Source organism: Cupriavidus sp. FW305-46, assembly GCF_058787075.1.
In genome coordinates this window covers 22,964-46,790 of sequence record NZ_JBYSZI010000039.1, presented here as the reverse complement: position 1 = coordinate 46,790, position 23,827 = coordinate 22,964, and the positions used below count along the sequence as shown (strand labels likewise).

Below are 23,827 nucleotides of genomic sequence, written 5' to 3'. Positions count from 1 at the left end.
ACTCCAGGCGGCGCCACAGGATTCATACCGGCGCCTGAGGTCTACGGGCAGGGCGCCAGCAAACGGGGGTTCAGCATGTGTGGCATCGTCGGCGCGGTTTCCACGCGCAATATCGTTCCGGTCCTGATCGAAGGGCTGCGCCGCCTGGAGTATCGCGGCTATGACTCGTGCGGCGTCGCCGTCGTGCGCGACGATGCGGTCGAGCGTGCGCGCACCGTGTCGCGCGTGGCCGACCTGGAGGCGCAGACGCAGGCTTCCGGCCTGTCCGGCTTCACCGGCGTGGCGCATACGCGCTGGGCCACGCATGGCAAGCCCGATACCGTCAACGCGCACCCGCACCTGTCGGGCGAGACCATCGCGCTGGTGCACAACGGCATCATCGAGAACTACGAGCCGTTGCGCGAAGAACTGCGCGCGGTCGGCTACGGCTTTGAATCGCAGACCGATACCGAGGTGGTTGCCCACCTGATCCACCAGGCCTACACCTACCCCAGCAGTGCCACGCGCGGCGACCTGTTTGCCTCGGTGCGCGCGGTGACCAAGCGCCTGCACGGCGCCTACGCCATCGCCGTGTTCGCCAAGGACCAGCCCGGCCGCGTGGTCGGCGCGCGCGCCGGTTCGCCGCTGGTGGTGGCGCTGGGCGAGAACGAGGCCTTCCTGGCCTCCGACGCGCTGGCCGTGGCCGGCACCGCCAACCGCATCATCTACCTGGAAGAGGGCGATGTGGTCGAGCTCACGCTGGACGGCGTGACCATCCACGACATCGACGACCACCCGGTCGAGCGCGAGGCGCGCGTGGTCGAAGCGCACGCCGCGTCGGTGGAGCTGGGCCCGTACCGCCACTTCATGCAAAAGGAGATCTTCGAGCAGCCGCGCGCGCTGGGCGACACGCTGGAAGGCATTGAAAGCATTGCGCCGGAGCTGTTCGGCAGCGGCGCCGCCGAGGTCTTTGCCGGCATCGACAGCGTGCTGATCCTGGCCTGCGGCACCAGCTACTACTCCGGCTGCACCGCCAAATACTGGCTGGAGAGCATTGCCAGGATCCCGACCCAGGTCGAGGTCGCCAGCGAATACCGCTACCGCGAGACCGTGCCCAATCCGCGCGCGCTGGTGGTGGTGATCTCGCAGTCCGGCGAGACCGCCGACACCATGGCCGCGCTGCGCCATGCGCGCGCGCTTGGCCACGTGCACACGCTGGCGGTCTGCAATGTGGCCACCAGCGCCATGGTGCGCGAGACCGAGCTGCGCTTCCTGACGCGCGCCGGCACCGAGATCGGCGTGGCCTCGACCAAGGCCTTCACCACGCAGCTGGCCGCGCTCTACATGCTGACGCTGGCGCTGGCCAAGGTGCGCGGCCTGCTGACCGAAGACGCCGAGGCCAAGGCCCTGACCAACCTGCGCCACCTGCCCGCCGCGCTGCATGGCGTGCTGGCGCTGGAGCCGCAGATCATCGCCTGGTCGGAAGACTTCGCGCGCCGCGAGAACGCATTGTTCCTCGGCCGCGGACTGCATTACCCGATCGCCCTGGAAGGCGCGCTCAAGCTCAAGGAAATCTCCTATATCCATGCCGAGGCCTACCCGGCGGGCGAGCTCAAGCACGGCCCGCTGGCACTGGTCACCGAAGCCATGCCGGTGGTCACCGTCGCCCCCAACGACGCACTGCTCGAAAAGCTCAAGTCCAACATCCAGGAAGTGCGCGCCCGCGGTGGCCGCCTGTACGTGTTTGCCGACAGCGACACGCAGATCCAGTCGTCCGACGGCATCCAGGTGATCCGCCTGCCCGAGCACTACGGCGATCTCTCGCCGATCCTGCACGTGGTGCCGCTGCAGCTGCTGGCTTATCACACGGCCTGCGCGCGTGGCACCGACGTGGACAAGCCGCGTAACCTGGCGAAGTCGGTCACGGTGGAGTAAGACGAGGAAAGCCCCGCCGCGCTTTGCTGGAAGAACAAAGAGGCCCCGCGGGGCCTCTTTGCATTGGCGGCGCCTGGCTATGCCACGTACAGCAGGAACGCTCGCGCCATCTCCATATCCAGCCGCCGGTCCGACAGCGCAAAGGTGCTGTCGCGGTTGATCAGCGCGTACAGCAGGATGCCGGCCAGCGCCTGGTGCGCAAAGCGGATGCGCAGTTCCAGTTCCGGCGAGGCGCCCGCCGGGTGCAGCCGTGCCAGGCGCGAAGCCAGGTCGTCCATGTACTGCCGGTTGAGCTGCCGGATCGGATCCTCGCCGCTGGTGACGCGGGCAACCAGCGAGGCACGCAGCACTCCAGCATTGCGGTAAGCCCAGAGGCGGCTGTCGCGCGCCAGCATGCACACGGCGTCTTCCAGCGTCGGCGGGTGTGTGTCGAGTTGCGCAAGGCGCTCTGCCATGGCCTTGCGCAGCGTGGTCAGCACCAGGACCTGCAGCGCCTTGAAATAGCTCTCCTTGCCTTCGAAGCGGCTGTAGAACGCGCCGGTCGTGACGCCTGCGTGCGCGCAGATCTCGTGGATCGAGACCTGTTCCAGCGTGCGCTCGCGCAGCAGCCGGCGGCCGGCTTCCAGCAGCAGCAGCGTGGTGCGCAGGCCGCGCGAATAGCGCGGTGCGGCATAGCCGGCGTGGCCCTCCAGCCCGGTCAGCTTGTTTTCCATGACGACCCTTTCTCCCCGCGGGGCGTGGCCTGGGCCCGCCCCGTCATGTCCGCGTTTTTACGGATGTCGTGAACTGTATCAGGCCAACATACTGGCTCAAAAACGTAATCAATATTACGAATTGAGCGGCGCCAAGCCTATCGGGTGCCGCCCGGAGATCGATAAGTGCCCTCCCGGAGACCTCGCATGACCATGTCCTACCAGCCGCGCCGCGCGTGGCTGACCGCAGTGCTGTTGTTCTTCTTCCTGGTGGTCAACGCCATGGACAAGATGGTGGTGGGCCTGCTGGCCGCGCCGATGATGGATGAACTGGGGCTGACGCCGGCGCAGTTCGGCCTGGTCGGCAGCAGCTTCTTCTGGCTGTTCGCGGTGTCCGGCGTGCTGGGCGGCTTTCTTGCCAACCGCACGCCGACCTCGCGGCTGCTGGTCTGCATGGCGCTGGCATGGTCGCTGTGCCAGATCCCGCTGGCGCTGTCGTCCAGCCTGGCGGTGCTGATCGTCTCGCGCATCCTGCTGGGTTTCATGGAAGGGCCGGCTGCGCCAGTGGCGATCCACGCCTGCTACAAGTGGTTTCCGGACCGCCGGCGCAACCTGCCCGTGGCGGTGCTGACGCAGGGGGCCGGGATCGGCATCGTGCTGGCGGGCTTCCTGATCCCGGCGGTTGCCGTGCATTGGGGCTGGCGTGCCAACTTCTACGTGCTGGCGGCGCTGGGCGTGCTGTGGGCCGTGGCCTGGCTGGCGCTCGGGCGCGAAGGCACGCTCGACGAGCGCCCGGCGGGGCACGCTGCGCCCCACGCCTGCGTGGCCGCCAGCGCGCCGCTGCGCCTGCCGTACCGGGTATTGCTGAGCGATCCCACGGTGCTGGGCTGCTTCGCGCTGCGGCTGGCGGCATACTGGGGCCTGGCGCTGTGCCTGACCTGGATCCCGGCCTACCTGCAGAGCGGGCTGGGCTTCGACCACGCCGTCAGCGGCAAGCTGTTCGCGCTGATCATCGGCACCAACCTGCCGTTGACGCTGGCCATTGCCTGGTTCTCTGAGCGGCTGCTGGCGCGCGGCGTGTCGTCGCGGGTGGCGCGCGGGCGGGTCTCGGCCGGCATGCTGCTGCTGGCAGGCGGATTCTTCCTGTTGCTGCTGTGGCCGGACACCACGCCGGTCATGCGGGTGGGCCTGCTGGTAGTGGCCTGCGTGTGCGCGCCGGCGATCTATTCGCTGGGCCCGGCGATGCTGGCTGAGGTGGTGCCGGCGGGGCAGCGCGGTGCGATCCTCGCCATCGATGCGTCGGTGTCGTCGCTGGCTGGCGTGCTGGCGCCGCTGGTCACGGGCGTGCTGGTGCAGAACGTCCCTGGGGCACGCGGTTTCGAGCTGGGCCTGGCCGTCTGCGGCGCGATCATGGTGGTGGCGGCGCTGGCGGGCCTGTACGTGGTCAACCCTGAGCGCTCGCGCCGCCGGCTGGCCGCGCACCTGCCGTCGCGTGCCGAAGCGGGGCAGCCCGCGGTGGCAGCTGGCTGAATCCCCAACGCCCGGGCTATGACCCGGGCCTACCGCCCGGCATCGCCGCCGGCTTGCGCCACCGCTTCATGCACCAGCGCCGCGAAGACGCGCATGGCCGGCGACGGTGAGCGCCCGGCCAGCGACACGATCCCATACTGCGCCCTCAGCTCGGTTGGCGAGTGCATCGGCAGGGCCACGGCCATGCCTTGCGCGCAGGCCTCGGCCATCATCGCCACGGGTACCAGCGCCACGGCATCGACGGCCAGCAGCAGCGAGCGCAGCGCGTGCATGTCGTTGCAGGTGACGGTCATCAGCCCGGGCGCGTCCTCGGAGACCGGACCGCTGCCACCGCTGGCTTCATGCAGTGCCTGCCGGAAGAAGCGCAGGATATGTGCCGGCAGCCGCGTCCCTGCCACCGGATAGGCGCGCAGCTCGGCCAGGCTGACTTCGCGCTGCCGCGCCAGCGGGTGCCCGCTGCGCACGAAGAATGCCGTTTCCAGCGCCGGCAGCCGGTCAATCTGCAGGTGCCCCAGTTCCGCCAGGCTGCGGCTTTCGCCGACAAAGACATCGAGGCGTTCCGCTTCGAGCGAACGCCGCATGGCCGGCGTGTCCGCGGTCTCCAGGTCGATGCGCAGATGCGGGTAGCGCCGCACCAATGTCTCGAGCACGGGATCGAGCAGGAACGATGCCGCGAACGGCCCGAAGCCCGCGCGGATCGTGCCGATCTCTACTTCCTCCAGCAGTTGCAGGTCGCGCCGCAACTCGCGCTGTTCGCGCAGCATGCGGCGCGCGCGCTCGAGCGCCAGCATGCCGGCGGCGGTTGGCCTCACCTTGCCGTAGCTGCGGTCGATCAGCGGCCCCAGGTCCGCTTCCAGCGCCTGGATGCTGCGGGTCAGCGCCGGCTGCGACAGGTGCAGGGCGCTGGCGGCACGGGCAAAACTGCCTTGCTCGACCAGCGTGACGAAGTGATGCAGCTGCCTTAGTCCCATGAATTAATCTTTTATGCATCAAAAACTGAAAAATATTGCATTGGACGTAATTTCTCAAGCCCGCTAACGTTGTCCTTCAAAACCATAAAGACGACCTGGAGACGACATGAACCGACGCGCATGGCTCGCGCTGGCCGCTGGCGGGCTGACTGGCGGGCTTTCGCTCAGCCTGGCCCTGCCCGCCGCCGCACAGGCCTATCCCGCCAAGCCGATCCGCATCGTGGTGCCTTATGTGGCCGGCGGCGGCACCGACACCATCGCCCGTGCCATGGGCGAAAAACTCAGCAAGCGCCTGGGCCAGCCCGTGGTGGTGGACAACAAGGCGGGCGCCTCGGGCATCATCGGCACCGACGCCGTGGCCAAGGCCGCGCCGGATGGCTACACGCTGTTGATGACCCTGACGCAGTCGGTGCTGACCAACCAGTTCCTGTACCAGAAACTGCCCTACGACCCGCGCAAGGACCTGACCATGATCAGCGTGCTGGCCGATGCGCAGCTGGTGCTGGTGGCCCATCCGTCGGTGCCGGTGCGCACCGTGCGTGAACTGGGCGAGTACGCGCGCAGCCGGCCGGGCAAGCTCAGCTATGCCTCGTGGGGCGTGGGTTCGCTGTCGCACCTGAGCGGCGCCTACTACAGCAAGCTGGTGCACGGCCAGGCCACGCACGTGCCCTACAAGGGCGAGGCGCCGATGATGCAGGACCTGCTGGGCGGGCAGGTGCAGTTCGGCTTTGCCAGCATCCTGACCGCCAAGCCCTATATCCAGAGCGGCAAGCTCAAGGCACTGGCGGTGACCGGCACGCAGCGCAGCAGCGCGCTGCCTGACATGCCCACCTTCGCTGAGTCCGGCATGCAGGACAGCGCCTTCAAGACCGTCGGCTGGATCGGCCTGGTGGCGCCGGTGGGCGTGCCCGCGCCGATTCTCGCCAGGCTTGAAGGCGAAGTGCGCGCCATCCTGCAGGCGCCCGACATGCAGGAGCGACTGGTCGCGCTGGGGCTGCGCACGGTGGGCAGCTCGCCGGCCGAGGCGCAGGCGCTGTATGCGCGCGACTGGCCGGTGCTGAAGACGTTGGTGGCGGATTCAGGCGCGAAGCTCGACTGATTTTCACGGCTGGCTCCCGACGGCGGGCGGCGCGGCAATTGCCGTGTGCGCCCGCTTTTCTGTTTGCACGATGCCGCGCGAAGCGCTTTTGAAAGTCGAATGGAAACCATTGGTATTCGCATCCGCAATAGCGCGTGAAAACCCGGCGAAAATGCGGCGGCGAGGCCGAATTTGCTTGATGTCCGCTCTTGCCGGACTACCATGAAGTTCGCGGCGGGATAATCACTGCGGGGTTTTCGTGTTTACGAAAATGAGAGTAGGTCCATCAGTTTCGAGGGGTCGTTGGGGGCAGTCATGAAAAGCGACAAGAAGGTGATCCAGTTGCTCAATGGCCAGCTCCGGCATGAGTTGACCGCGATCAACCAGTATTTCCTGCATGCCCGCATGTACCGGCATTGGGGGCTCGGTGCCCTGGGCAAGCACGAGTACGAGGAATCGATCGAGGAAATGAAGCACGCGGACAAGCTGATCGAGCGCATCCTGTTGCTCGATGGCCTGCCCAACCTGCAGGACCTGGACAAGCTGCTGGTCGGCGAGAACACCGAGGAGATGCTCGGTTGCGACCTGAAGCTCGAACAGGTGTCGCAGGCCAGCTGCAAGGAAGCGATCAAGTTTTTCGAGTCGGTCGGCGATTATGTCTCGCGCGAGATCGTGGTCGATATCCTCGCCGACACCGAGGAGCATATCGACTGGCTCGAGGCGCAGCTGGAACTGGTGAACAAGGTCGGGCTGCAGAACTACATCCAGTCCGCGATGGGTTAGGGGCCGGCCCCGTCTCCTGCAAAGATTTCCATTTCCCGCTACACTGCGGCCCGCAGCACGTAGCGTCGCACAGACGCGGCGTCAGCGGCGGGGTGGCAGAGTGGTGATGCAACGGCCTGCAAAGCCGTATACGACGGTTCGATTCCGTATCCCCGCCTCCAGTCTTTCCTTGCCTGGCACAAGTTGCCGGGCCGTCTTGTGCGCGCCCGCGCAATTTCCCCGGTTTTCATGGGCTTGTCACAGTGACTCGTCTTGCACGGCAGCCATGCGGTGCTGCGCATAATTGGCGCGATGGCGCGGGCCGTTTCGGCCTCCCGTTTCCGTTACTTCCCCAATAGAACAACGCCACTGAATCGGGTAATGTTGCCTGACAGGCCACATGGCCTGCGTGCAACCCGTGCCGCCGGATGGCGGCACAACCATGTCCGGGCTTCCATGGTGTTCCCGTCGCGAGGTGATGTGAAAAAGAGAGGCTCCAGATGATCAAGGACTTGCGGATCCGCGCGGCCATGCCCTCGGACGCGCCAGCCGTGGGCAGCGTGCTGGAACGCTGCGGCCTGCCCGTGGACGATGTGGCACGCTTGCTCGAGCACTTCCACGTTGCCATCCTTGGATCGCAGATCATTGGCTGCGCTGCCGGCGAGCGTTTCGGCGAGACCGTGGTGATCCGCAGCGTTGCCGTATTGCCGGAACACCGCGACCAGGGCGTGGCCACGCATGTGGTGCGCGCCGCGCTGATGCGCGCACGCGCCAATGGCGCGCGGCGCGCGGTGCTGCTGGCCTCGAGCTGCCCGAGCTATTTCGCGCGCTACGGTTTTACGCTGGTGCCGGCCGCGAAGCTGCCGGCCGAGGTCATGTCATCGAGCGAATTCCACCGCCATACCGATACGCCGCCGCTATGCATGTGGTGCGAGCTGGACTGAACCCGCATGCACCGATGGCACGCCTCAGTGCGCGCCCTCGCAGCGGCTGATCTCCACCGTCACGTGCACCAGTTCTTCATGCACGGATAGTGCCTCGCGCACGCGCTGCGGGGTCAGCGCCGGATCGTGCGTGACCAGGCAGGCGATGCAGGCAAACTGCTGCCGGCCCACGCGCCAGACATGCAGGTCGGTCACACTGGTGCGCTCCTCGCCGTTGGCATCGGCAGGGTCCAGGCCCGCCAGCACCTCGCGCACTTCTTCCACCACCGGATGGTCCATCTCGCGGTCCAGCAGCACGGCGCCGCTCTGGCGCAGCAGCCCGACGGCCCACCTGCCGACCAGCGCGGCGCCCACCAGACCCATCGCCGGATCCAGCCACGCCCAGCCCAGCCACCAGCCGCCGGCCAGCGCGACAAGCGCCAGCACCGAGGTCGCGGCGTCGGCCAGCACATGCACGTAGGCGGCGCGCAGGTTGATGTCGTGGTGGTGGCCGTGGCCGTAATCATGGCCGTGGTGATGGTGGCCATGGTCGTGCCCGTGGTCGTGCCCGTGCGCATGGCCGCCCAGGATCAGCGCGCAGCCCAGGTTGACCAGCAGGCCGAGCGCGGTCACGGCCATGGCCTCGCGGTAGTGGATGTCCTGCGGGCTGAGCAGCCGCTCGACCGAGCCGGCCGCCATCAGCGCCGCGATGCCAAGCAGGAACACCGCGCTGGCAAAGCCGGCCAGCACCTCGATCTTCCACGTGCCGAAGGCAAAGCGCCGGTCGCCGGCGTAGCGGCGTGCGGCGGCGTAAGCGAAGGCCGACAGGCCGATGGCCAGCGCGTGCGAGCTCATGTGCCAGCCATCGGCCAGCAGCGCCATCGAGTTGAACCAAAGGCCGGCAGCGATCTCTACCACCATAGTGGCGGCGGTGATCGCCATCACCAGGCGTGTGCCGCGTTCGGCGGCGCGGTTGCCGGCGTCGAAAGCGTGGCTGTGGGTCCAGGCGGACAGGTCGTGGCTATGCATGGTCTGGTTCTGCTGCGCGCTTGAGAGCTGAAATCGTCACCCCGCGTGGGGCAATGCAGGCACAAGGGTAGCAGAGCCCCGGCGCTTCGGCGGCCGCGTCCCTGACGGCTGCAGGGACAGCTGGCGCGCACTTTGTGTGCTCCCTGCGGTACACAAATAGACCCTGGCTGTCAGCGGGGAATCCACGCCGTCCTTACATACATTCATGAATGGATGTATGATTCAACGAAAAATTCACACTGCCTTCACGACTTTGTTGTCCATTCCGAGATGAGCTATCGATTTATCGCTATCTGCCTGACCGCCTGGCTGGGACTCTGCGCTACCGCGGGCTGGCTGGTCGAGCGCCTCTGGAGCTGACCGCTCGATCCTGCGCGGGTGCTAAGCCGCGCGCGGTGCCTGCGCCAGACGGTCGAAGAACTGCCACAGCTGTGGCGCATCGCCGGTGGCCACATTGAAGCGGATCCACGGCGAATCGGTCTCGTCCGGCTCGAAATACGACCCTGGCGCCAGCCAGATGCCATGCTCCAGCGCCAGCGTGGCCAGGCGGTTGCCGTGCAGCGGCCCGCCGCGGCGGCTGGCCTGCAGCCGCGCCTGTGCCGCCTCGTTCAGGCGCGCCCAGGCGAACATCCCGCCCTCCGGGCGCAGCAGCACCTCCAGCCCGTGGGCTTCCATCTTTTCCGTCACGCGATCCTGCTGCGCGCGCAGCCGCTCGGCCAGCGCCGCCACGTGGCGGCCGTAGTGGCCGCTGGTCAGCACCGAGTAGACCAGCCGCTCGGTGACTTCCGACGAGGTCAGGCCGACCGCCATCTTGGTGCGCGCGAAGGCCTTGGCCAGGTCGGGGCTGGCGGCCAGATAGCCGACCCGCAGCGACGGCGTGATGGTCTTGGAAAAGCCGTTGATGTAGACCACCTGCGACAGCCCGTCCATGGCCGCCAGCATCGGCGAGCCGGCCGGCGCCAGCTCGCGGTAGATATCGTCCTCGACCACCAGCAGCCGGTGCTGCTCGGCCAGCTGCAGCACGCGGAAGGCGTTCATGCTGCTCAGGCTGGCGCCGGTCGGGTTCTGCAGCACGGTATTGATAAAGAGCGCGCGCGGGGCATGGGCGCGGATGGCATCGTCCAGCGCATCGGTATCCAGCCCCGCCGCAGAGCGCGGCACGCCCACCACGCGCAGTCCCGCCAGCCGCAGGATCTGCAGGAGGTTGCAGTAGCAGGGCGATTCCACCAGCACCGTATCGCCGGCACGCAGCAGCGTGCGCACCACCAGGTCCAGCGCCTGTGTGGCGCCCTGCGTCAGTACCACCTGCTGCGCCTGCAGCGGGATGCCGTACTGGCCCAGGCCGGCGGCGATATGCTCGCGCAGCGGTGCAAAGCCGTACGGATGGCCGTAGCCCGACAGCTGCGCCGCCGGCACGCGCGCCGAGGCGCGCATGGCCTGGTGCAGCCCTTCCTCATTGAGCCAGTCGCCGGGCAGCCAGCCGGCGCCGGCCTTGATCGGCACCGAGTGGTCGGCGAACACATCCGACAGCAGCCACGCCGCGTTCAGTCCCGGCGCCTCCCATTGCGGCGCGCGCGCGTGCCCGGCCGGGGCATGGCGATGGGCCACGGTATAGCCCGAGCCCGGGCGTGCCGCCAGGTAGCCCAGCGCGGTCAGCCGGCCGTAGGCCTCGGCCACGGTGAAGGTGCTGACGTGGTGGTGCTGGGCAAAGCGGCGCACCGAGGGCAGGGCGGTGCCGGCGCGCAGCGCGCGCTGCTCGACCAGTGCGGCGATGCCGGCGACGATCTGCTCGGTCAGGGTGTCGCCGTCGCGGCGGCTGCGGGTCAGGGTCAGGGTCAGGGTCAGCATCAGGCACTCGGGCAAGCGTGAACCTGTACAGTTTAGCGGTTGGAGGCAGGCCAGGGTGCGGTGGTTTTCCGCAAAGCGAAATTTGCCGCAGTGCAGCGTGGAATGACGTACCGCGGTCCAGAGCGGGTCGTGGTACGGCAGCGGGCTGGCGGCCCCCCGATGGCTCTTGCCTGTACGGTTTGGCATGTTCAAACTGCACGGTAAGGCAGTCTTGTCCGGACTGTATATTTTGTCGGCCAGACGCCGCCGGTAGAGTGGCCCTCATTGCCCGCCGCGCTGCCAGCCAGCGTGCCACCAGCCAATCCGACCCGATTTCCCCTAGGAGGACGTATGGACGCCGCCAAGACCGTGATTCCCGATCTCGATGCCCTGTGGATGCCCTTCACCGCCAACCGCCAGTACAAGGCGGCGCCGCGCCTGCTGGCGTCGGCCAGCGGCATGTACTACACCACCCACGACGGCCGCCAGATCCTGGACGGTTGCGCCGGCCTGTGGTGCGTGGCCGCCGGCCACTGCCGCAAGGAAATCGCCGAGGCGGTAGCGCGCCAGGCTGCCACGCTGGACTATGCGCCACCGTTCCAGATGGGCCATCCGCTGTCGTTCGAGGCCGCCACCAAGGTGGCCGCGATCATGCCGCAGGGGCTGGACCGCATCTTCTTCACCAACTCGGGCTCGGAGTCGGTCGACACCGCGCTGAAGATCGCACTGGCCTACCACCGTGCACGCGGCGAAGGCCAGCGCACGCGCTTTATCGGGCGCGAGCGCGGCTATCACGGCGTGGGCTTCGGCGGCATGGCGGTGGGCGGCATCGGCCCGAACCGCAAGGCGTTCTCGGCCAACCTGATGCCGGGCACCGACCACCTGCCGGCCACGCTGAATATCGCCGAGGCCGCCTTCTCCAAGGGCCAGCCGCAGTGGGGCGCGCACTTGGCCGATGAGCTTGAGCGCGTCCTGGCGCTGCACGACCCGTCCAACGTTGCCGCCGTGATCGTCGAGCCGCTGGCCGGCTCCGCCGGCGTGCTGGTGCCGCCGGTCGGCTACCTGGAAAAGCTGCGTGAAATCACCAGCAAGCATGGCATCCTGCTGATCTTCGACGAGGTCATCACCGCCTTCGGCCGCCTCGGCGCCGCCACCGCGGCCGAGCGCTTCAAGGTCACGCCGGATCTGATCACCATGGCCAAGGCGATCAACAACGCCGCGGTGCCGATGGGCGCCGTCGCCGTGCGCCGCGAAGTGCATGACACCGTGGTCAATTCGGCCGCGCCGGGCGCGATCGAGTTGCTGCATGGCTACACCTACTCCGGCCACCCGCTGGCCGCGGCTGCCGCCATTGCCACCCTCGACCTGTACCAGCGCGAAAACCTGTTCGGCCGCGCCGCCGAGCTGGCGCCGGTGTTCGAAGCCGCAGTGCACGGCGTACGCGGCGCGCCGCACGTGAAGGACATCCGCAACTACGGCCTGGTCGCCGGCATCGAGCTGGAGCCGCGCCCCGGCCAGCCCGGCGCGCGCGCATATGAGGCCTTCCTGAAGTGTCTGGAGCTCGGCGTGCTGGTGCGCTACACCGGCGACATCCTGGCGTTCTCGCCGCCGCTGATCATCTCTGAAGCCCAGATCGGCGAACTGTTCGATACGGTGAAGAAGGCGCTGCAGGACATCAAGTAAGCGGCGCGCGCCGCATCGCATTGCCGCCGGACCTGCGGGTCCGGCCTCCCTGATTGCACGCCGGGGCGCGCGCTGACTTGCGTGCCGCGGCAATCGAAGGAAATCCCAAGTGAGCATCGCAGAAAACCGGCAACTGGCCGAGATCCAGCATTTCATCGGCGGCGCCGTGCGCCGCGCCGGCGGCCAGCGCCTGGCGGACGTATTCAACCCCGCCACCGGCGAAGTCGCCGCGCGCGTGGCACTGGCCACCGCGCAGGACGTGGCCGACGCCGTTGCCGCCGCCCATGCCGCATTCCCCGCCTGGGCCGACACCCCGCCGCTGCGCCGCGCGCGCATCCTGTTCAAGTTCAAGGAGCTGCTCGACCAGCACCACGACGACCTGGCCGCGCTGATCACGCGCGAGCACGGCAAGGTGTTCTCGGATGCAAAAGGCGAAGTCACGCGCGGCATCGAGGTGGTGGAATTTGCCTGCGGCATCCCCAACCTGCTCAAGACCGACTTCACCGACAACATCGGCGGCGGCATCGACAACTGGAACCTGCGCCAGCCGCTCGGCGTGGTGGCCGGCATCACGCCGTTCAACTTCCCGGTGATGGTGCCGATGTGGATGTTCCCGGTGGCGATCGCCTGCGGCAATACCTTCGTGCTGAAGCCGTCGGAACGCGATCCGTCGCCGAGCCTGCTGATTGCCGACCTGCTGCGCCAGGCGGGATTGCCTGATGGTGTGTTCAACGTGGTGCAGGGTGACAAGGAAGCGGTCGATGCACTGCTGGCGCATCCGGATGTGCAGGCGCTGTCGTTCGTCGGTTCGACGCCGATTGCGGAGTACATCTATACGGAAGGCACCAAGCACGGCAAGCGCGTGCAGGCGCTGGGTGGTGCCAAGAACCATCTTGTGGTGATGCCCGATGCGGATCTCGACCAGGCGGTCGATGCGCTGATCGGTGCCGCGTATGGTTCTGCCGGCGAACGCTGCATGGCGATCTCGGTCGCCGTGGCCGTGGGCGATGTCGCCGACAAGCTCGTGCCGCGGCTCGCCGAACGCGCCAGCTCGCTGAAGATCCGCAACGGCATGGAGTCCGACGCCGAAATGGGTCCGCTGGTAACCGCTGCGCACAAGGCGAAGGTGGAGGGCTATATCGCCAAGGGCGTGGAAGAGGGCGCGACGCTGGTCACGGATGGCCGCGGTCATACCGTACCCGGCCATGAGAACGGCTTCTATGTCGGCGGCACGCTGTTCGACCACGTCAAGCCGGACATGACGATCTACAAGGAAGAGATCTTCGGCCCGGTGCTGTCGGTAGTGCGCGTGCATGACTTTGCCGAAGCGGTGGCGCTGATCAATGCGCATGAATACGGCAACGGCGTGTCGTGCTACACCAGCGACGGCGGCATCGCGCGTGCGTTCGCGCGGCAGATCCAGATCGGCATGGTCGGCATCAACGTGCCGATTCCGGTGCCGATGGCATGGCATTCATTCGGCGGCTGGAAGCGCTCGCTGTTCGGTGACCACCATGCCTATGGCGAGGAGGGCGTGCGTTTCTACACGCGCTACAAGAGCGTGATGCAGCGCTGGCCGGATTCGATCGCCAAGGGCGCTGAGTTCACTATGCCGGTGGCAAAGTAGATTATTGTGCCTATCGGGCGGGGATCGCTTGACGGTCCCCGCTCCGTTCAGGCGCCAGCGGCCGCTTCTATGTGCGTGATCCGTTCGGGCGGCTGGTGAATATCCTCATGCATGCCTGAGCGAGGTTACCCGGCGCTGCACGTGCTGGCTTGCCGATAGGCGGGATCCTGTCGGCGCCCGGCTGCGGCGGCTGACATTCTCCTTCCGCAGCTTTGCTTGCAGTCGGTGCCGGCCAGCCTGGCCTTTCCTATCATTCGATGACGTGCCTGCCGCGCGCGGGCGCGCAATGTGACGCCTTCGCGCCGCGGCGGGCGTAAACTACCGCCCTTTTTCCGGGCCTGCGCGCCTTGCCGCCGCGTGCCCGGCCACAGTTGCAGGGAGTCTGAATGAGCTTGTTCCGCACCAAGGACATCGACGCGATGCTGGCCGTCGCGCGCGATGACGGCCTGAAGAAGGTGCTGGGTCCGACCGACCTGGTGATGATGGGCATCGGCGCCATCATCGGCACCGGCATTTTCGTGCTGACCGGCACCGGCGCGCTGACCGCGGGGCCGGCGCTGACGGTGTCGTTCGTGATCGCGGCACTGGCGTGCGGCTTTGCCGCGCTGTGCTACGCGGAGTTTGCCTCGGCGATCCCGGTGTCGGGATCGATCTATACCTACAGCTATGCCACGCTGGGCGAGATCGTCGCGTGGATGATCGGCTGGGACCTGCTGCTGGAATACGGGCTGGCCACGTCCGCCGTGTCGGTGGGATGGTCGGGCTACTTCCAGTCGCTGATGGCAGGCTTCGGGCTGAAGCTGCCGGCGGCGCTGACCGCGGCGCCAGGCTCGGTGCCGGGGGTGAAGACCATGCTGAACCTGCCGGCGTGCCTGATCATGCTGGCCATCACCTGGGTGGTGTCCTACGGCGTGCGCGAATCCACGCGCATCAACAACCTGATGGTGGCGGTCAAGATCGGCGTGGTGCTGCTGTTTATCGCGGTGGGCGTGTGGCATGTGCAGCCGGCCAACTGGCAGCCGTTTGCGCCATTCGGCTTTGCCGGCATCTTCAATGCGGCGGCGCTGGTGTTCTTTGCCTTTATCGGCTTCGACGCGGTGACCTCGGCCGCGGAAGAGGTGCGCAACCCGCGGCGCGACCTGCCGATCGGCATTATCGGTTCGCTGGCGGTGTGCACGGTGCTGTATGTGGTGGTGGCGGCGATCATGACCGGCATCGTGCCGTTCGCGAAGTTTGCCGGCGTGGACCACCCGGTGTCGCTGGCGCTGCAGTTCGCGGGCCAGAACTGGGTGGCGGGCTTTGTCGACCTTGGCGCGATCCTGGGCATGACCACGGTGATCCTGGTGATGACCTACGGCCAGACCCGCGTGATCTTTGCGATGTCGCGCGACGGCCTGCTGCCCGAGCGGCTGTCCTCAGTGCACCCGGTGCATGCCACGCCGTATTTCGCCACCTGGACCGTGGGCATCGTGTTTGCCGCGATTGCCGCCTTCGTGCCGCTGAACGTGCTGGCCGAGCTGATCAATATCGGCACGCTGGCGGCCTTCACTCTGATCTCGGTGGCGGTGCTGGTGCTGCGCAAGACGCGCCCGGAACTGCCGCGCGCATTCCGTTGCCCGGGCGTGCCGGTGGTGCCGCTGCTGTCGATCGGCTTCTGCCTGTTCCTGATGGCGCACCTGCAGGCGCTGACCTGGATTGCCTTCCTGGTGTGGCTGGCGGTGGGGCTCGTGATCTACTTCGGCTACGCGCGGCGCAATGCCGTGCTGCATAACCACGGCGGCTGAGCGCCTTCAGCTGCCGCGCCCGGCCGCGGCCTTCATGAAGGCCACCGCGCGCGGCTCGTTGGCGTAGGCGGCGTTGATCCGGATCCATGCCGAGGTCTCGCCGCCCGGGCGGAAGTAGTTGCCCGGCGCCAGCGTCACGCCGTATTCCTCGCCCAGCGTCACCAGGTCGCGTGAATCCTCGATGCCGGGTGGGCGCGCCCACAGGAAGTTGCCGCCGGACGGCTGGCAGAACACCTCCCAGCCGTTGCCGGTCAGCTGCCGCACGGCATTGGCGCAGGCCTCGCGCACGCGCAGGCGCAGCCGCTCCACATACTTGCGGTAGCCGCCGCGCTCCAGCAGCGCCGCCGTGACTGCTTCCGCGAAGTGCGAGCCGGCCACGCTGGTCAGCACCTTCACATCGACCAGGTCCTTGACCAGCGCCTTGTCGGCCACCAGGTAGCCGACCCGCAGCGAGGCCGACACCGTCTTGGAAAAGCCGCCGATGTAGATCACGTGCTCAAGCTGGTCCAGCGTGGCCAGCCGGTCGGTGAAGTGGGTCTGGAAGTCCGAGAAGATATCGTCCTCGACAAAGCGGAAGCCATGCCGGCGCGCCAGCTCCAGCAGCCGGAATGCCACCGGCGGCGCCAGTGTCGACCCGGTCGGGTTCTGCAGCACGCTGTTGGTGAAGAACAGCTTGGGCTTGTGCTGGCGCAGCAGCGCCTCGGTGGCGTCCGGGTCGGGGCCGTTGGGCGTGTGCGGCACGCCCACCAGCTGCACCCCGTGCAGCCGCAGCAGGCCGAACAGGTTGTAGTAGCCGGGATCTTCCACGAACACCGTATCGCCGGGCTTGAGCAGGTGGCGCACCACCAGGTCCAGCGCCTGGCTGGCACCGGTGGTGATCAGCACTTGCGGCAGTTCGGCGGCGATGCCCAGCTGGCGCACGCGCAGCAACACCTGGCGGCGCAGTTCCGGATGCCCCATCGGCGTGGCGTAGTGGATCACGCTGTCGATCTCGTTGCGCGAGATCGCGCGGATCGCCTGCGTCAGCCCCTCAACGTCGCGCCAGGTCTCGGGCACGAAGCCGCCGGCCAGCTTGAGCGTGCCGCTGGGGTGGTTGAACTGCTCGAGGATGTGGTCGGAAAGATCCTCGGCCAGGCTCGGATCCGACCAGCCGCACGCTGAGCGCCCCGCCAGCGGACTGTCCGCCACATAGAAGCCCGAACCCTGGCGCGAATCCAGCAGCCCCTGCGATACCAGCCGGTCATAGGCTTCGATCACCGGGAAGCGGCTGATGCCGTTCTCCGCCGCCAGCTGCCGGATCGACGGCAGCTTTGCGCCAGGCCGAGCCTCGCGGTTGCCGATCCACGACTTCACGCCGTTGACGATCTGATCGGTCAGTGGAATTCCGGTAGAAGCATCTAAGATTAGTTTCATAAGGCAGGGCAGCCGGGGGAAACCGGAGGGCGCAACTGTCAGGGAAAACTACTGAACAGTTCATCGAAAACTGTTCACAACTGTACATGGGATTGTAGTGAGGGATGCGAATAATGGAAGCGTGGCGGAGAAAGGCGCCGGCTCCTGTGGTCATTCGGCATCCAGGAGTCGGCACCGGACCAGACCGCCGGGCTGATGAGGAGTGCGACATGCGCGAACTACGGACTTTCGAACTGGACGAGCCCGGACAGCCAGTGAGCTGGCGCGCCGGTTACGGGCAGACCGTCTGCGCGGCGGCGGGCAAGCTGTGGGTGACGGTGGAAGGCAATCCCAACGACATCTGGCTGGAGCCGGGCGCCGAACTGCCGTTGCCGGAAGGCTACCGGGTGTGGCTGTCGGGCGATGGCGCGGGCGCGCGCTTCACGCTGGCACAGGTGCCGGCACCGTGGTCGCTGCGGCGGCTGGTGGCGTGGCTGCGGGTGATGCGGCACCGGGTGGAGGAGCACAGCACGGATGCGTTCGGGGAGTGCCCCAGGATCTGGGCCTGAGCGGCCACTCACGCTCTGCCGGAACGGCCACCTGCGGGTGGCCTTTTGTTTGCCCGGGCGCTTGCGCGGCGCGTGCCGCGGGCGCCTACTCTATAGGGACAGCCCGTCCCACGCACGCCGGTCTCGGGGTTCCGCCTCATTGCTTTACGTTAACGTCAACGTCATATAATCGATCGGCCCCGATCCGGGGGCGCAGCCCGCGCGTTTGCAGCCAAGCCGGCACAGAGCGGTACTTCCGGCGCACGCTGCGGTGGCAGCCAACACCACAGACGGTGGAGACAATGACCGACCTTTCCGATGTGCATGATGTGCGCCGCGGTGCGCCCCAGCCCAAGCCCACCGCGCAAGGCCGCGGTCCGGTCAACAAGGTGCGCTTTGTCACGGCGGCGTCGCTGTTCGATGGCCATGACGCCTCGATCAACATCATGCGCCGCATCCTGCAGTCGCATGGCTGCGAGGTGGTCCACCTCGGCCACAACCGCTCGGTCGAGGAAGTGGTGACGGCGGCGCTGCAGGAAGACGCGCAGGGCATCGCGATTTCCAGCTACCAGGGCGGCCATGTCGAATACTTCAAGTACATGGTTGACCTGCTGCGCGAGAAGGGCGGCGAGCACGTGCAGGTCTTTGGCGGCGGCGGCGGCGTGATCGTGCCGGACGAGATCCGCGAGCTGCAGGCCTATGGCGTGGCGCGCATCTTCAGCCCCGAGGACGGCCAGCGCATGGGCCTGGCCGGCATGATTGCAGACATGGTGCAGCGCTGCGACATCGACCTGTCGCGCTATGCGCCGGCCACGTTGGAACCCGTTGCCGGTGGCGACCGCCGCACGCTGGCCCAGCTGATTACCGCGCTGGAGAACGGCAAGGCCGATGCGGCGCTGGTGCAGGCGATGCATGCGCAAGCGGCAGCGGCATCGAGCCCGGTGCTCGGCATCACCGGCACCGGTGGCGCCGGCAAGTCGTCACTGACCGACGAACTGATCCGCCGCTTCCGCCTCGACCAGCAGGATGCGCTGTCGATCGCCGTGATCTCGATCGACCCGTCGCGGCGCAAGTCGGGCGGCGCGCTGCTGGGCGACCGCATCCGCATGAATGCGATCAACCACCCGAACATCTTCATGCGCTCGATGGCGACGCGCGAGGCGGGCTCGGAGATCTCGCAGGCGCTGCCGGACGTGATCGCCGCGTGCAAGGTGGCGGGCTTCGACCTGGTGATTGTCGAGACCTCCGGCATCGGGCAGGGCGATGCGGCCATCGTGCCGCACGTGGACCTGTCGCTCTATGTGATGACGCCCGAGTTCGGCGCGGCCAGCCAGCTCGAGAAGATCGACATGCTGGACTTTGCCGACTTCGTCGCCATCAACAAGTTCGACCGCAAGGGCGCGCAGGACGCGTGGCGCGACGTGGCCAAGCAGGTGCAGCGCAACCGCGAGCAATGGCACGGCAAGGCCGAGGACATGCCGGTCTACGGCACGCAGGCGTCGCGCTTCAATGACGATGGCGTGACCATGCTGTACCAGGGGCTGCGCGCGGCGCTGGCCGAACGCGGCCTGAAGCTGCAGCCGGGCGTGCTGCCGGCGCAGGCGGGGCGCATCTCCACCGGCCAGAATGTGATCGTGCCGCCGGCGCGCAGCCGCTACCTGGCGGAACTGGCAGACACGGTGCGCGGCTACCACCGCCGCGTGATGGAGCAGAGCCGCATTGCACGCGAGCGCCAGCAACTGCGTGAATCGAGCCGCATGCTGCAGGCCGCGCAAGGCGATGGCGCCGCGCTGGATGCGCTGGCGGCGGAGCGCGACAACGCGCTGGGCCAGATCGAGCGCAAGCTGCTGGCGATGTGGCCGCAGATGCGCGAAGCCTACAGCGGCGACGAGTACGTAGTGAAAATCCGCGACCGGGAGATCCGCACCGGGCTGGTTACGACCACGCTGTCCGGCACCAAGGTGCGCAAGGTGGTGCTGCCGCGCTTCGAGGATGACGGCGAGGTGCTGAAGTGGCTGATGCGCGAGAACGTGCCCGGCAGCTTCCCGTACACCGCCGGCGTGTTCGCCTTCAAGCGCGAGAACGAGGACCCCACCCGCATGTTCGCCGGCGAGGGCGATGCTTTCCGCACCAACCGGCGCTTCAAGCTGGTGTCCGAAGGCATGGATGCCAAGCGCCTGTCGACCGCGTTCGACTCGGTCACGCTGTACGGCGAAGACCCGCACGTGCGCCCCGACATCTACGGCAAGGTCGGCAACTCCGGCGTGTCGATCGCCACGCTCGACGACATGAAGGTGCTGTACGACGGCTTCGACCTGACCAGCCCGAGCACCTCGGTGTCGATGACCATCAACGGCCCGGCCCCGACCATCCTGGCGATGTTCATGAACACCGCCATCGACCAGCAGCTCGACAAGTTCCGCGCCGACAACCAGCGCGAGCCCACCGCAGACGAGGAAGCGAAGATCCGCGCCTGGGTGCTGCAGAACGTGCGCGGCACGGTGCAGGCCGACATCCTCAAGGAAGACCAGGGCCAGAACACCTGCATCTTCTCCACCGAGTTCTCGCTCAAGGTGATGGGCGATATCCAGGAGTACTTTGTCCACCACCAGGTGCGCAACTTCTACTCGGTGTCGATCTCCGGCTACCACATCGCCGAGGCCGGCGCGAACCCGATCTCGCAGCTGGCGTTCACGCTGTCCAACGGCTTCACCTATGTGGAGGCGTACCTGGCGCGCGGCATGCATATCGACGATTTCGCGCCCAACCTGTCGTTCTTCTTCTCCAACGGCATGGACCCCGAGTACAGCGTGCTGGGCCGCGTGGCGCGCCGCATCTGGGCCGTGACCATGCGCGACAAGTATGGCGCCAACGAGCGCAGCCAGAAGCTGAAGTACCACATCCAGACCTCGGGCCGCTCGCTGCATGCGCAGGAGATCGATTTCAACGATATCCGCACCACGCTGCAGGCACTGATCGCGATCTATGACAACTGCAACTCGTTGCACACCAATGCCTACGACGAGGCCATCACCACGCCCACCGGCGAATCGGTGCGCCGCGCGCTGGCGATCCAGCTGATCATCAACCGCGAGTGGGGCGTGGCCAAATGCGAGAACCCCAACCAGGGCAGCTTCCTGATCGAGGAGCTGACCGACCTGGTGGAAGAGGCGGTGCTGCAGGAGTTCGAGCGCATTGCCGAGCGCGGCGGCGTGCTCGGTGCGATGGAGACCGGCTACCAGCGCGGCAAGATCCAGGAAGAGTCGCTCTACTACGAGCAGCTCAAGCACGACGGCACGCTGCCCATCATCGGCGTGAACACGTTCCGCAACCCGGACGGCGACCCGATCCCGCAGAAGCTGGAGCTGGCGCGCTCCAGCGAGGCCGAGAAGCAGAGCCAGCTCGACCGCCTGCATGCGTTCCAGCAGGCCCACGCGGCCGAGGCGCCGGCCATGCTGGCGCAGTTGCGCCAGGCGGTGATTGACAACCAGAACGTATTCGCGGTGCTGATGGACGCGGTGCGGGTTTGCTCGCTGGGGCAGATCACGCATGCGCTGTTCGAGGTGGGCGGACAGTACCGGCGCAATATGTAGAGCCGGCGGCACCGCGCAGCAAGCAGTGCCCGATTACCGCGCAGGGCGGCCGCAGTGAAGGGCCGCCCTGCGTTACACTCGAAGGCTGTGCCGGCGGCCGCGCCACGGCAAACGTATTCGAGACAACCGCAAGCCAACGATCATGGACACCCAGTACAACCCGACCAATATCTTCGCGAAGATCCTGCGCGGCGAGCTGCCGTGCATCAAGGTCTACGAGGACGACGACACCATCGCCTTCATGGACATCATGCCGCAGGCCGACGGCCATACGCTGGTGGTGCCCAAGGAAGCCGCGGTCAACCTGTTCGACCTGTCCGAGCAGGGCGCGCAGGCCGCCATCGTCGCCACGCAGCGCGTGGCGCGCGCGGTGCGCGCGGCGTTTGCGCCCGACGGCATCTCCATCGGCCAGTTCAACGGCGCGGCCGCGGGCCAGACCGTGCCGCACGTGCATTTCCATATCGTGCCGCGCTATGCCGACAGCGCGCTGCGCGGCCATGCGCGCGAGATGCAGGATCCGGAACAGCTCAAGGGCCATGCCGAGCGCATCATCGCAGCGCTGCGCGAGCAGGGCGCCTGAGCCGCGCCTGAACCGATCAATCAGCAATCCAACCAAGCAGAGGAAGACAAGATGAGCATCAGGACAGTGGGCATCGTCGGTGCCGGCACCATGGGCAATGGCATCGCCCAGGCCTGCGCAGTGGTAGGTCTCAACGTGGTGATGGTCGACATCAGCGATGCCGCCGTGCAGAAGGGTGTTGCCACCGTGGCGGGCAGCCTGGACCGGCTGATCAAGAAGGAAAAGCTGACCGAGGCCGACAAGGCCAGCGCGCTGGCGCGCATCAAGGGCAGCACCTCGTATGACGATCTCAAGGCCACCGATATCGTGATCGAGGCCGCCACCGAGAACTACGACCTGAAGGTCAAGATCCTCAAGCAGATCGACGGCATCGTCGGCGAGAACGTGATCATCGCGTCCAACACCTCGTCGATCTCGATCACCAAGCTGGCTGCCGTGACCTCGCGCGCCGACCGCTTTATCGGCATGCACTTCTTCAACCCGGTGCCGGTGATGGCGCTGGTGGAACTGATCCGCGGCCTGCAGACCAGCGACCCCACCCACGCCGCCGTCGAGGCCCTGTCGAAGCAGCTCGGCAAGTACCCGATCACGGTCAGGAACAGCCCGGGCTTCGTCGTCAACCGCATCCTGTGCCCGATGATCAACGAGGCCTTCTGCGTGCTGGGCGAAGGCCTGGCCTCGCCGGAAGAGATCGACGAAGGCATGAAGCTGGGCTGCAACCACCCGATCGGGCCGCTGGCGCTGGCTGACATGATCGGCCTGGACACCATGCTGGCCGTGATGGAAGTGCTGTACACGGAGTTTGCCGATCCGAAGTACCGCCCGGCGATGCTGATGCGCGAGATGGTCGCTGCCGGCTACCTGGGCCGCAAGACGGGCCGCGGCGTGTACGTCTATAGCAAGTAAGCTGCCCGGCACTTGCCGCGTGGTACAGCGGCCGCCTGCGGGCGGCCGCTGCTTTTTCGGTGCCGGTTCCGGTTGCCGCCAAATCCCGCTTACACGGCGTTATATGCCGAAACACTCCGCCGCATCCGGTAACAGGAATGCGCGGTAGAGTGCACCCATTCCCTTTACGACAAGACAAGCTCCATGGCTCACCCGATTCTCTTTGCTGCGCTGCTCGCGGGCGCAATGTCCCTGCTGGCGGCCCGTTCGGCGATGGCCCATGTGGACGTGGGCGTGCAGATCGGCGCGCCGGTTTATGCGGCGCCGGCCCCGGTCTATGTGGCACCCCCGCCGCACGTGGTGTATGCGCCGCGCCATCACGGCTGGCATGGCGACCGTTATTGGGATGGCCGTCGCTGGTATGGCCGCCATGAGTGGCGCGGCCGCCATCACCACTATCATCGGCATCATCACTATCGCCACCACGGCCATGGGCATCGCGGTCATCACGGGCATCGCGGTCATCACGGCCACTGATCGCCGCACCGGCTGAGGCGCCGCCCGGCACCACCGCCCGGCCGGCGTTCAGCGCAGCAGCACCAGCCGCGGCACCGCGTCCGCGCCGCTCCAGACCACCGCGTTCTGTTCGTATTTCTCGCCGAGTGCCCGTGCATCCGCCAGCGACAGCCCCGGCACCAGGAAGCTCGGCTCGGCCGGCCAGCCGTTGCGCGGATGCTCGCCGGCGGCTTCGATTGCGCGCAACCCCATCCTTGCCACGTCCTGCGCCAGCGCCTGCTGGCGCTTTGCGTTGGCGTCGTCGTCGCAGCGCAGGCTGAACGGGTTGGCGGCGGTAATGAAGGCGCTCGCTGCCACGCCCAGCGCGCGGTGCAGCGCCGCCAGCGGGGCGCTGGGTTGGTCTACCCGCAATATCATCGGCGGGTCGCCCAGCACGCGGTAATGGGTCTCGCGATAGGCCTGCAGCGTGGCGTCGTCGATGGTGCTGGCCATG

Annotated in this window: 19 protein-coding genes and 1 tRNA gene; 14 read left to right on the top strand and 6 right to left on the bottom strand. The window is 67.2% G+C overall.

Annotated features, from left to right (window positions below; all coding sequences use genetic code 11):
• Window positions 1–75: 75 nt before the first annotated feature.
• Window positions 76–1,914, top strand: coding sequence for a glutamine--fructose-6-phosphate transaminase (isomerizing) (gene glmS / locus AC3WON_RS19380; RefSeq protein ID WP_492321194.1), 1,839 nt, complete (start codon window positions 76–78; stop codon window positions 1,912–1,914).
• Between the two features lie 77 nt (window positions 1,915–1,991).
• Here glmS and AC3WON_RS19375 read toward each other — a convergent pair whose 3' ends face one another.
• Window positions 1,992–2,627, bottom strand: coding sequence for a TetR/AcrR family transcriptional regulator (locus tag AC3WON_RS19375; RefSeq protein ID WP_492352512.1), 636 nt, complete (start codon window positions 2,625–2,627; stop codon window positions 1,992–1,994).
• A gap of 186 nt (window positions 2,628–2,813) precedes the next feature.
• Between AC3WON_RS19375 and AC3WON_RS19370 the strand changes: the two genes are divergently transcribed.
• Entirely contained in the window at window positions 2,814–4,136 is a 1,323-nt protein-coding gene (locus AC3WON_RS19370; RefSeq protein ID WP_492352511.1) for an MFS transporter, read from the top strand.
• A 29-nt stretch (window positions 4,137–4,165) separates the two neighbouring features.
• Here the strand turns inward: AC3WON_RS19370 and AC3WON_RS19365 are convergent, their stop codons facing one another.
• On the bottom strand, window positions 4,166–5,107 hold the full coding sequence (locus AC3WON_RS19365; RefSeq protein WP_492352510.1) for a LysR family transcriptional regulator: 942 nt from the start codon (window positions 5,105–5,107) through the stop codon (window positions 4,166–4,168).
• Window positions 5,108–5,213: 106 nt separating this feature from the next.
• Here AC3WON_RS19365 and AC3WON_RS19360 point away from each other — a divergent pair, with 106 nt between their 5' ends.
• From AC3WON_RS19360 to AC3WON_RS19345, 4 genes are all read left to right on the top strand, one after another.
• Window positions 5,214–6,206: a Bug family tripartite tricarboxylate transporter substrate binding protein gene (locus AC3WON_RS19360; RefSeq protein ID WP_492352509.1), complete on the top strand. Its 993-nt coding sequence runs from the start codon at window positions 5,214–5,216 to the stop codon at window positions 6,204–6,206.
• A gap of 294 nt (window positions 6,207–6,500) precedes the next feature.
• A complete protein-coding gene (bfr, locus tag AC3WON_RS19355) occupies window positions 6,501–6,968 on the top strand; it encodes a bacterioferritin (RefSeq protein ID WP_035820638.1) in 468 nt (155 codons plus the stop codon).
• Between the two features lie 86 nt (window positions 6,969–7,054).
• Window positions 7,055–7,129: transfer RNA gene (locus tag AC3WON_RS19350), tRNA-Cys, on the top strand.
• Between the two features lie 318 nt (window positions 7,130–7,447).
• Window positions 7,448–7,891 carry a GNAT family N-acetyltransferase gene (locus tag AC3WON_RS19345; RefSeq protein ID WP_492321217.1) on the top strand — a complete coding sequence of 148 codons (444 nt, stop codon included), beginning with the start codon at window positions 7,448–7,450 and terminating at the stop codon, window positions 7,889–7,891.
• 24 nt (window positions 7,892–7,915) lie between these two features.
• Here the strand turns inward: AC3WON_RS19345 and dmeF are convergent, their stop codons facing one another.
• Both dmeF and AC3WON_RS19335 read right to left on the bottom strand, forming a co-directional pair.
• Window positions 7,916–8,899, bottom strand: a complete 984-nt coding sequence (gene dmeF, locus AC3WON_RS19340; protein WP_492321218.1) for a CDF family Co(II)/Ni(II) efflux transporter DmeF — start codon at window positions 8,897–8,899, stop codon at window positions 7,916–7,918.
• A gap of 381 nt (window positions 8,900–9,280) precedes the next feature.
• Window positions 9,281–10,747 carry an aminotransferase-like domain-containing protein gene (locus tag AC3WON_RS19335; RefSeq protein ID WP_492352508.1) on the bottom strand — a complete coding sequence of 489 codons (1,467 nt, stop codon included), beginning with the start codon at window positions 10,745–10,747 and terminating at the stop codon, window positions 9,281–9,283.
• A gap of 330 nt (window positions 10,748–11,077) precedes the next feature.
• Here AC3WON_RS19335 and aptA point away from each other — a divergent pair, with 330 nt between their 5' ends.
• The 3 genes from aptA (at window position 11,078) to bcaP (ending at window position 15,820) form a co-directional block, all read left to right on the top strand.
• The gene (gene aptA / locus AC3WON_RS19330; protein ID WP_492321220.1) at window positions 11,078–12,409 is read left to right on the top strand and encodes an omega-aminotransferase AptA; all 1,332 of its coding nucleotides are present in this window, start codon (window positions 11,078–11,080) and stop codon (window positions 12,407–12,409) included.
• Between the two features lie 109 nt (window positions 12,410–12,518).
• Window positions 12,519–14,036, top strand: coding sequence for a CoA-acylating methylmalonate-semialdehyde dehydrogenase (locus tag AC3WON_RS19325; protein WP_492352507.1), 1,518 nt, complete (start codon window positions 12,519–12,521; stop codon window positions 14,034–14,036).
• Between the two features lie 386 nt (window positions 14,037–14,422).
• Window positions 14,423–15,820 (top strand): branched-chain amino acid transporter BcaP, encoded by a 1,398-nt coding sequence (gene bcaP, locus AC3WON_RS19320; RefSeq protein ID WP_492318889.1) that lies wholly within the window; start codon window positions 14,423–14,425, stop codon window positions 15,818–15,820.
• A 6-nt stretch (window positions 15,821–15,826) separates the two neighbouring features.
• Here the strand turns inward: bcaP and AC3WON_RS19315 are convergent, their stop codons facing one another.
• Window positions 15,827–17,233, bottom strand: coding sequence for an aminotransferase-like domain-containing protein (locus tag AC3WON_RS19315; protein ID WP_492318890.1), 1,407 nt, complete (start codon window positions 17,231–17,233; stop codon window positions 15,827–15,829).
• Window positions 17,234–17,442: 209 nt separating this feature from the next.
• Here AC3WON_RS19315 and AC3WON_RS19310 point away from each other — a divergent pair, with 209 nt between their 5' ends.
• The 5 genes from AC3WON_RS19310 (at window position 17,443) to AC3WON_RS19290 (ending at window position 23,355) form a co-directional block, all read left to right on the top strand.
• The gene (locus tag AC3WON_RS19310) at window positions 17,443–17,781 is read left to right on the top strand and encodes a DUF2917 domain-containing protein (protein WP_492352506.1); all 339 of its coding nucleotides are present in this window, start codon (window positions 17,443–17,445) and stop codon (window positions 17,779–17,781) included.
• Between the two features lie 281 nt (window positions 17,782–18,062).
• The gene (icmF, locus tag AC3WON_RS19305; protein ID WP_492352505.1) at window positions 18,063–21,353 is read left to right on the top strand and encodes a fused isobutyryl-CoA mutase/GTPase IcmF; all 3,291 of its coding nucleotides are present in this window, start codon (window positions 18,063–18,065) and stop codon (window positions 21,351–21,353) included.
• Window positions 21,354–21,495: 142 nt separating this feature from the next.
• On the top strand, window positions 21,496–21,933 hold the full coding sequence (locus AC3WON_RS19300; protein WP_013955378.1) for an HIT family protein: 438 nt from the start codon (window positions 21,496–21,498) through the stop codon (window positions 21,931–21,933).
• 51 nt (window positions 21,934–21,984) lie between these two features.
• Entirely contained in the window at window positions 21,985–22,839 is an 855-nt protein-coding gene (locus AC3WON_RS19295; protein ID WP_492318892.1) for a 3-hydroxybutyryl-CoA dehydrogenase, read from the top strand.
• Between the two features lie 183 nt (window positions 22,840–23,022).
• On the top strand, window positions 23,023–23,355 hold the full coding sequence (locus AC3WON_RS19290) for a hypothetical protein (RefSeq protein WP_084187236.1): 333 nt from the start codon (window positions 23,023–23,025) through the stop codon (window positions 23,353–23,355).
• 48 nt (window positions 23,356–23,403) lie between these two features.
• Here AC3WON_RS19290 and AC3WON_RS19285 read toward each other — a convergent pair whose 3' ends face one another.
• A complete protein-coding gene (locus AC3WON_RS19285; RefSeq protein ID WP_492318893.1) occupies window positions 23,404–23,826 on the bottom strand; it encodes a DUF3293 domain-containing protein in 423 nt (140 codons plus the stop codon).
• Window position 23,827: the final 1 nt, after the last annotated feature.

Bases quoted from the DNA above. Each gene is read 5' to 3' on its own strand.
- glmS (WP_492321194.1), top strand. From the start codon at position 76: ATGTGTGGCATCGTCGGCGCGGTTTCCACGCGCAATATCGTTCCGGTC.
- AC3WON_RS19375 (WP_492352512.1), bottom strand. From the start codon at position 2,627: ATGGAAAACAAGCTGACCGGGCTGGAGGGCCACGCCGGCTATGCCGCA.
- AC3WON_RS19370 (WP_492352511.1), top strand. From the start codon at position 2,814: ATGACCATGTCCTACCAGCCGCGCCGCGCGTGGCTGACCGCAGTGCTG.
- AC3WON_RS19365 (WP_492352510.1), bottom strand. From the start codon at position 5,107: ATGGGACTAAGGCAGCTGCATCACTTCGTCACGCTGGTCGAGCAAGGC.
- AC3WON_RS19360 (WP_492352509.1), top strand. From the start codon at position 5,214: ATGAACCGACGCGCATGGCTCGCGCTGGCCGCTGGCGGGCTGACTGGC.
- bfr (WP_035820638.1), top strand. From the start codon at position 6,501: ATGAAAAGCGACAAGAAGGTGATCCAGTTGCTCAATGGCCAGCTCCGG.
- AC3WON_RS19345 (WP_492321217.1), top strand. From the start codon at position 7,448: ATGATCAAGGACTTGCGGATCCGCGCGGCCATGCCCTCGGACGCGCCA.
- dmeF (WP_492321218.1), bottom strand. From the start codon at position 8,899: ATGCATAGCCACGACCTGTCCGCCTGGACCCACAGCCACGCTTTCGAC.
- AC3WON_RS19335 (WP_492352508.1), bottom strand. From the start codon at position 10,747: ATGCTGACCCTGACCCTGACCCTGACCCGCAGCCGCCGCGACGGCGAC.
- aptA (WP_492321220.1), top strand. From the start codon at position 11,078: ATGGACGCCGCCAAGACCGTGATTCCCGATCTCGATGCCCTGTGGATG.
- bcaP (WP_492318889.1), top strand. From the start codon at position 14,423: ATGAGCTTGTTCCGCACCAAGGACATCGACGCGATGCTGGCCGTCGCG.
- AC3WON_RS19315 (WP_492318890.1), bottom strand. From the start codon at position 17,233: ATGAAACTAATCTTAGATGCTTCTACCGGAATTCCACTGACCGATCAG.
- AC3WON_RS19310 (WP_492352506.1), top strand. From the start codon at position 17,443: ATGCGCGAACTACGGACTTTCGAACTGGACGAGCCCGGACAGCCAGTG.
- icmF (WP_492352505.1), top strand. From the start codon at position 18,063: ATGACCGACCTTTCCGATGTGCATGATGTGCGCCGCGGTGCGCCCCAG.
- AC3WON_RS19300 (WP_013955378.1), top strand. From the start codon at position 21,496: ATGGACACCCAGTACAACCCGACCAATATCTTCGCGAAGATCCTGCGC.
- AC3WON_RS19295 (WP_492318892.1), top strand. From the start codon at position 21,985: ATGAGCATCAGGACAGTGGGCATCGTCGGTGCCGGCACCATGGGCAAT.
- AC3WON_RS19290 (WP_084187236.1), top strand. From the start codon at position 23,023: ATGGCTCACCCGATTCTCTTTGCTGCGCTGCTCGCGGGCGCAATGTCC.
- AC3WON_RS19285 (WP_492318893.1), bottom strand. From the start codon at position 23,826: ATGGCCAGCACCATCGACGACGCCACGCTGCAGGCCTATCGCGAGACC.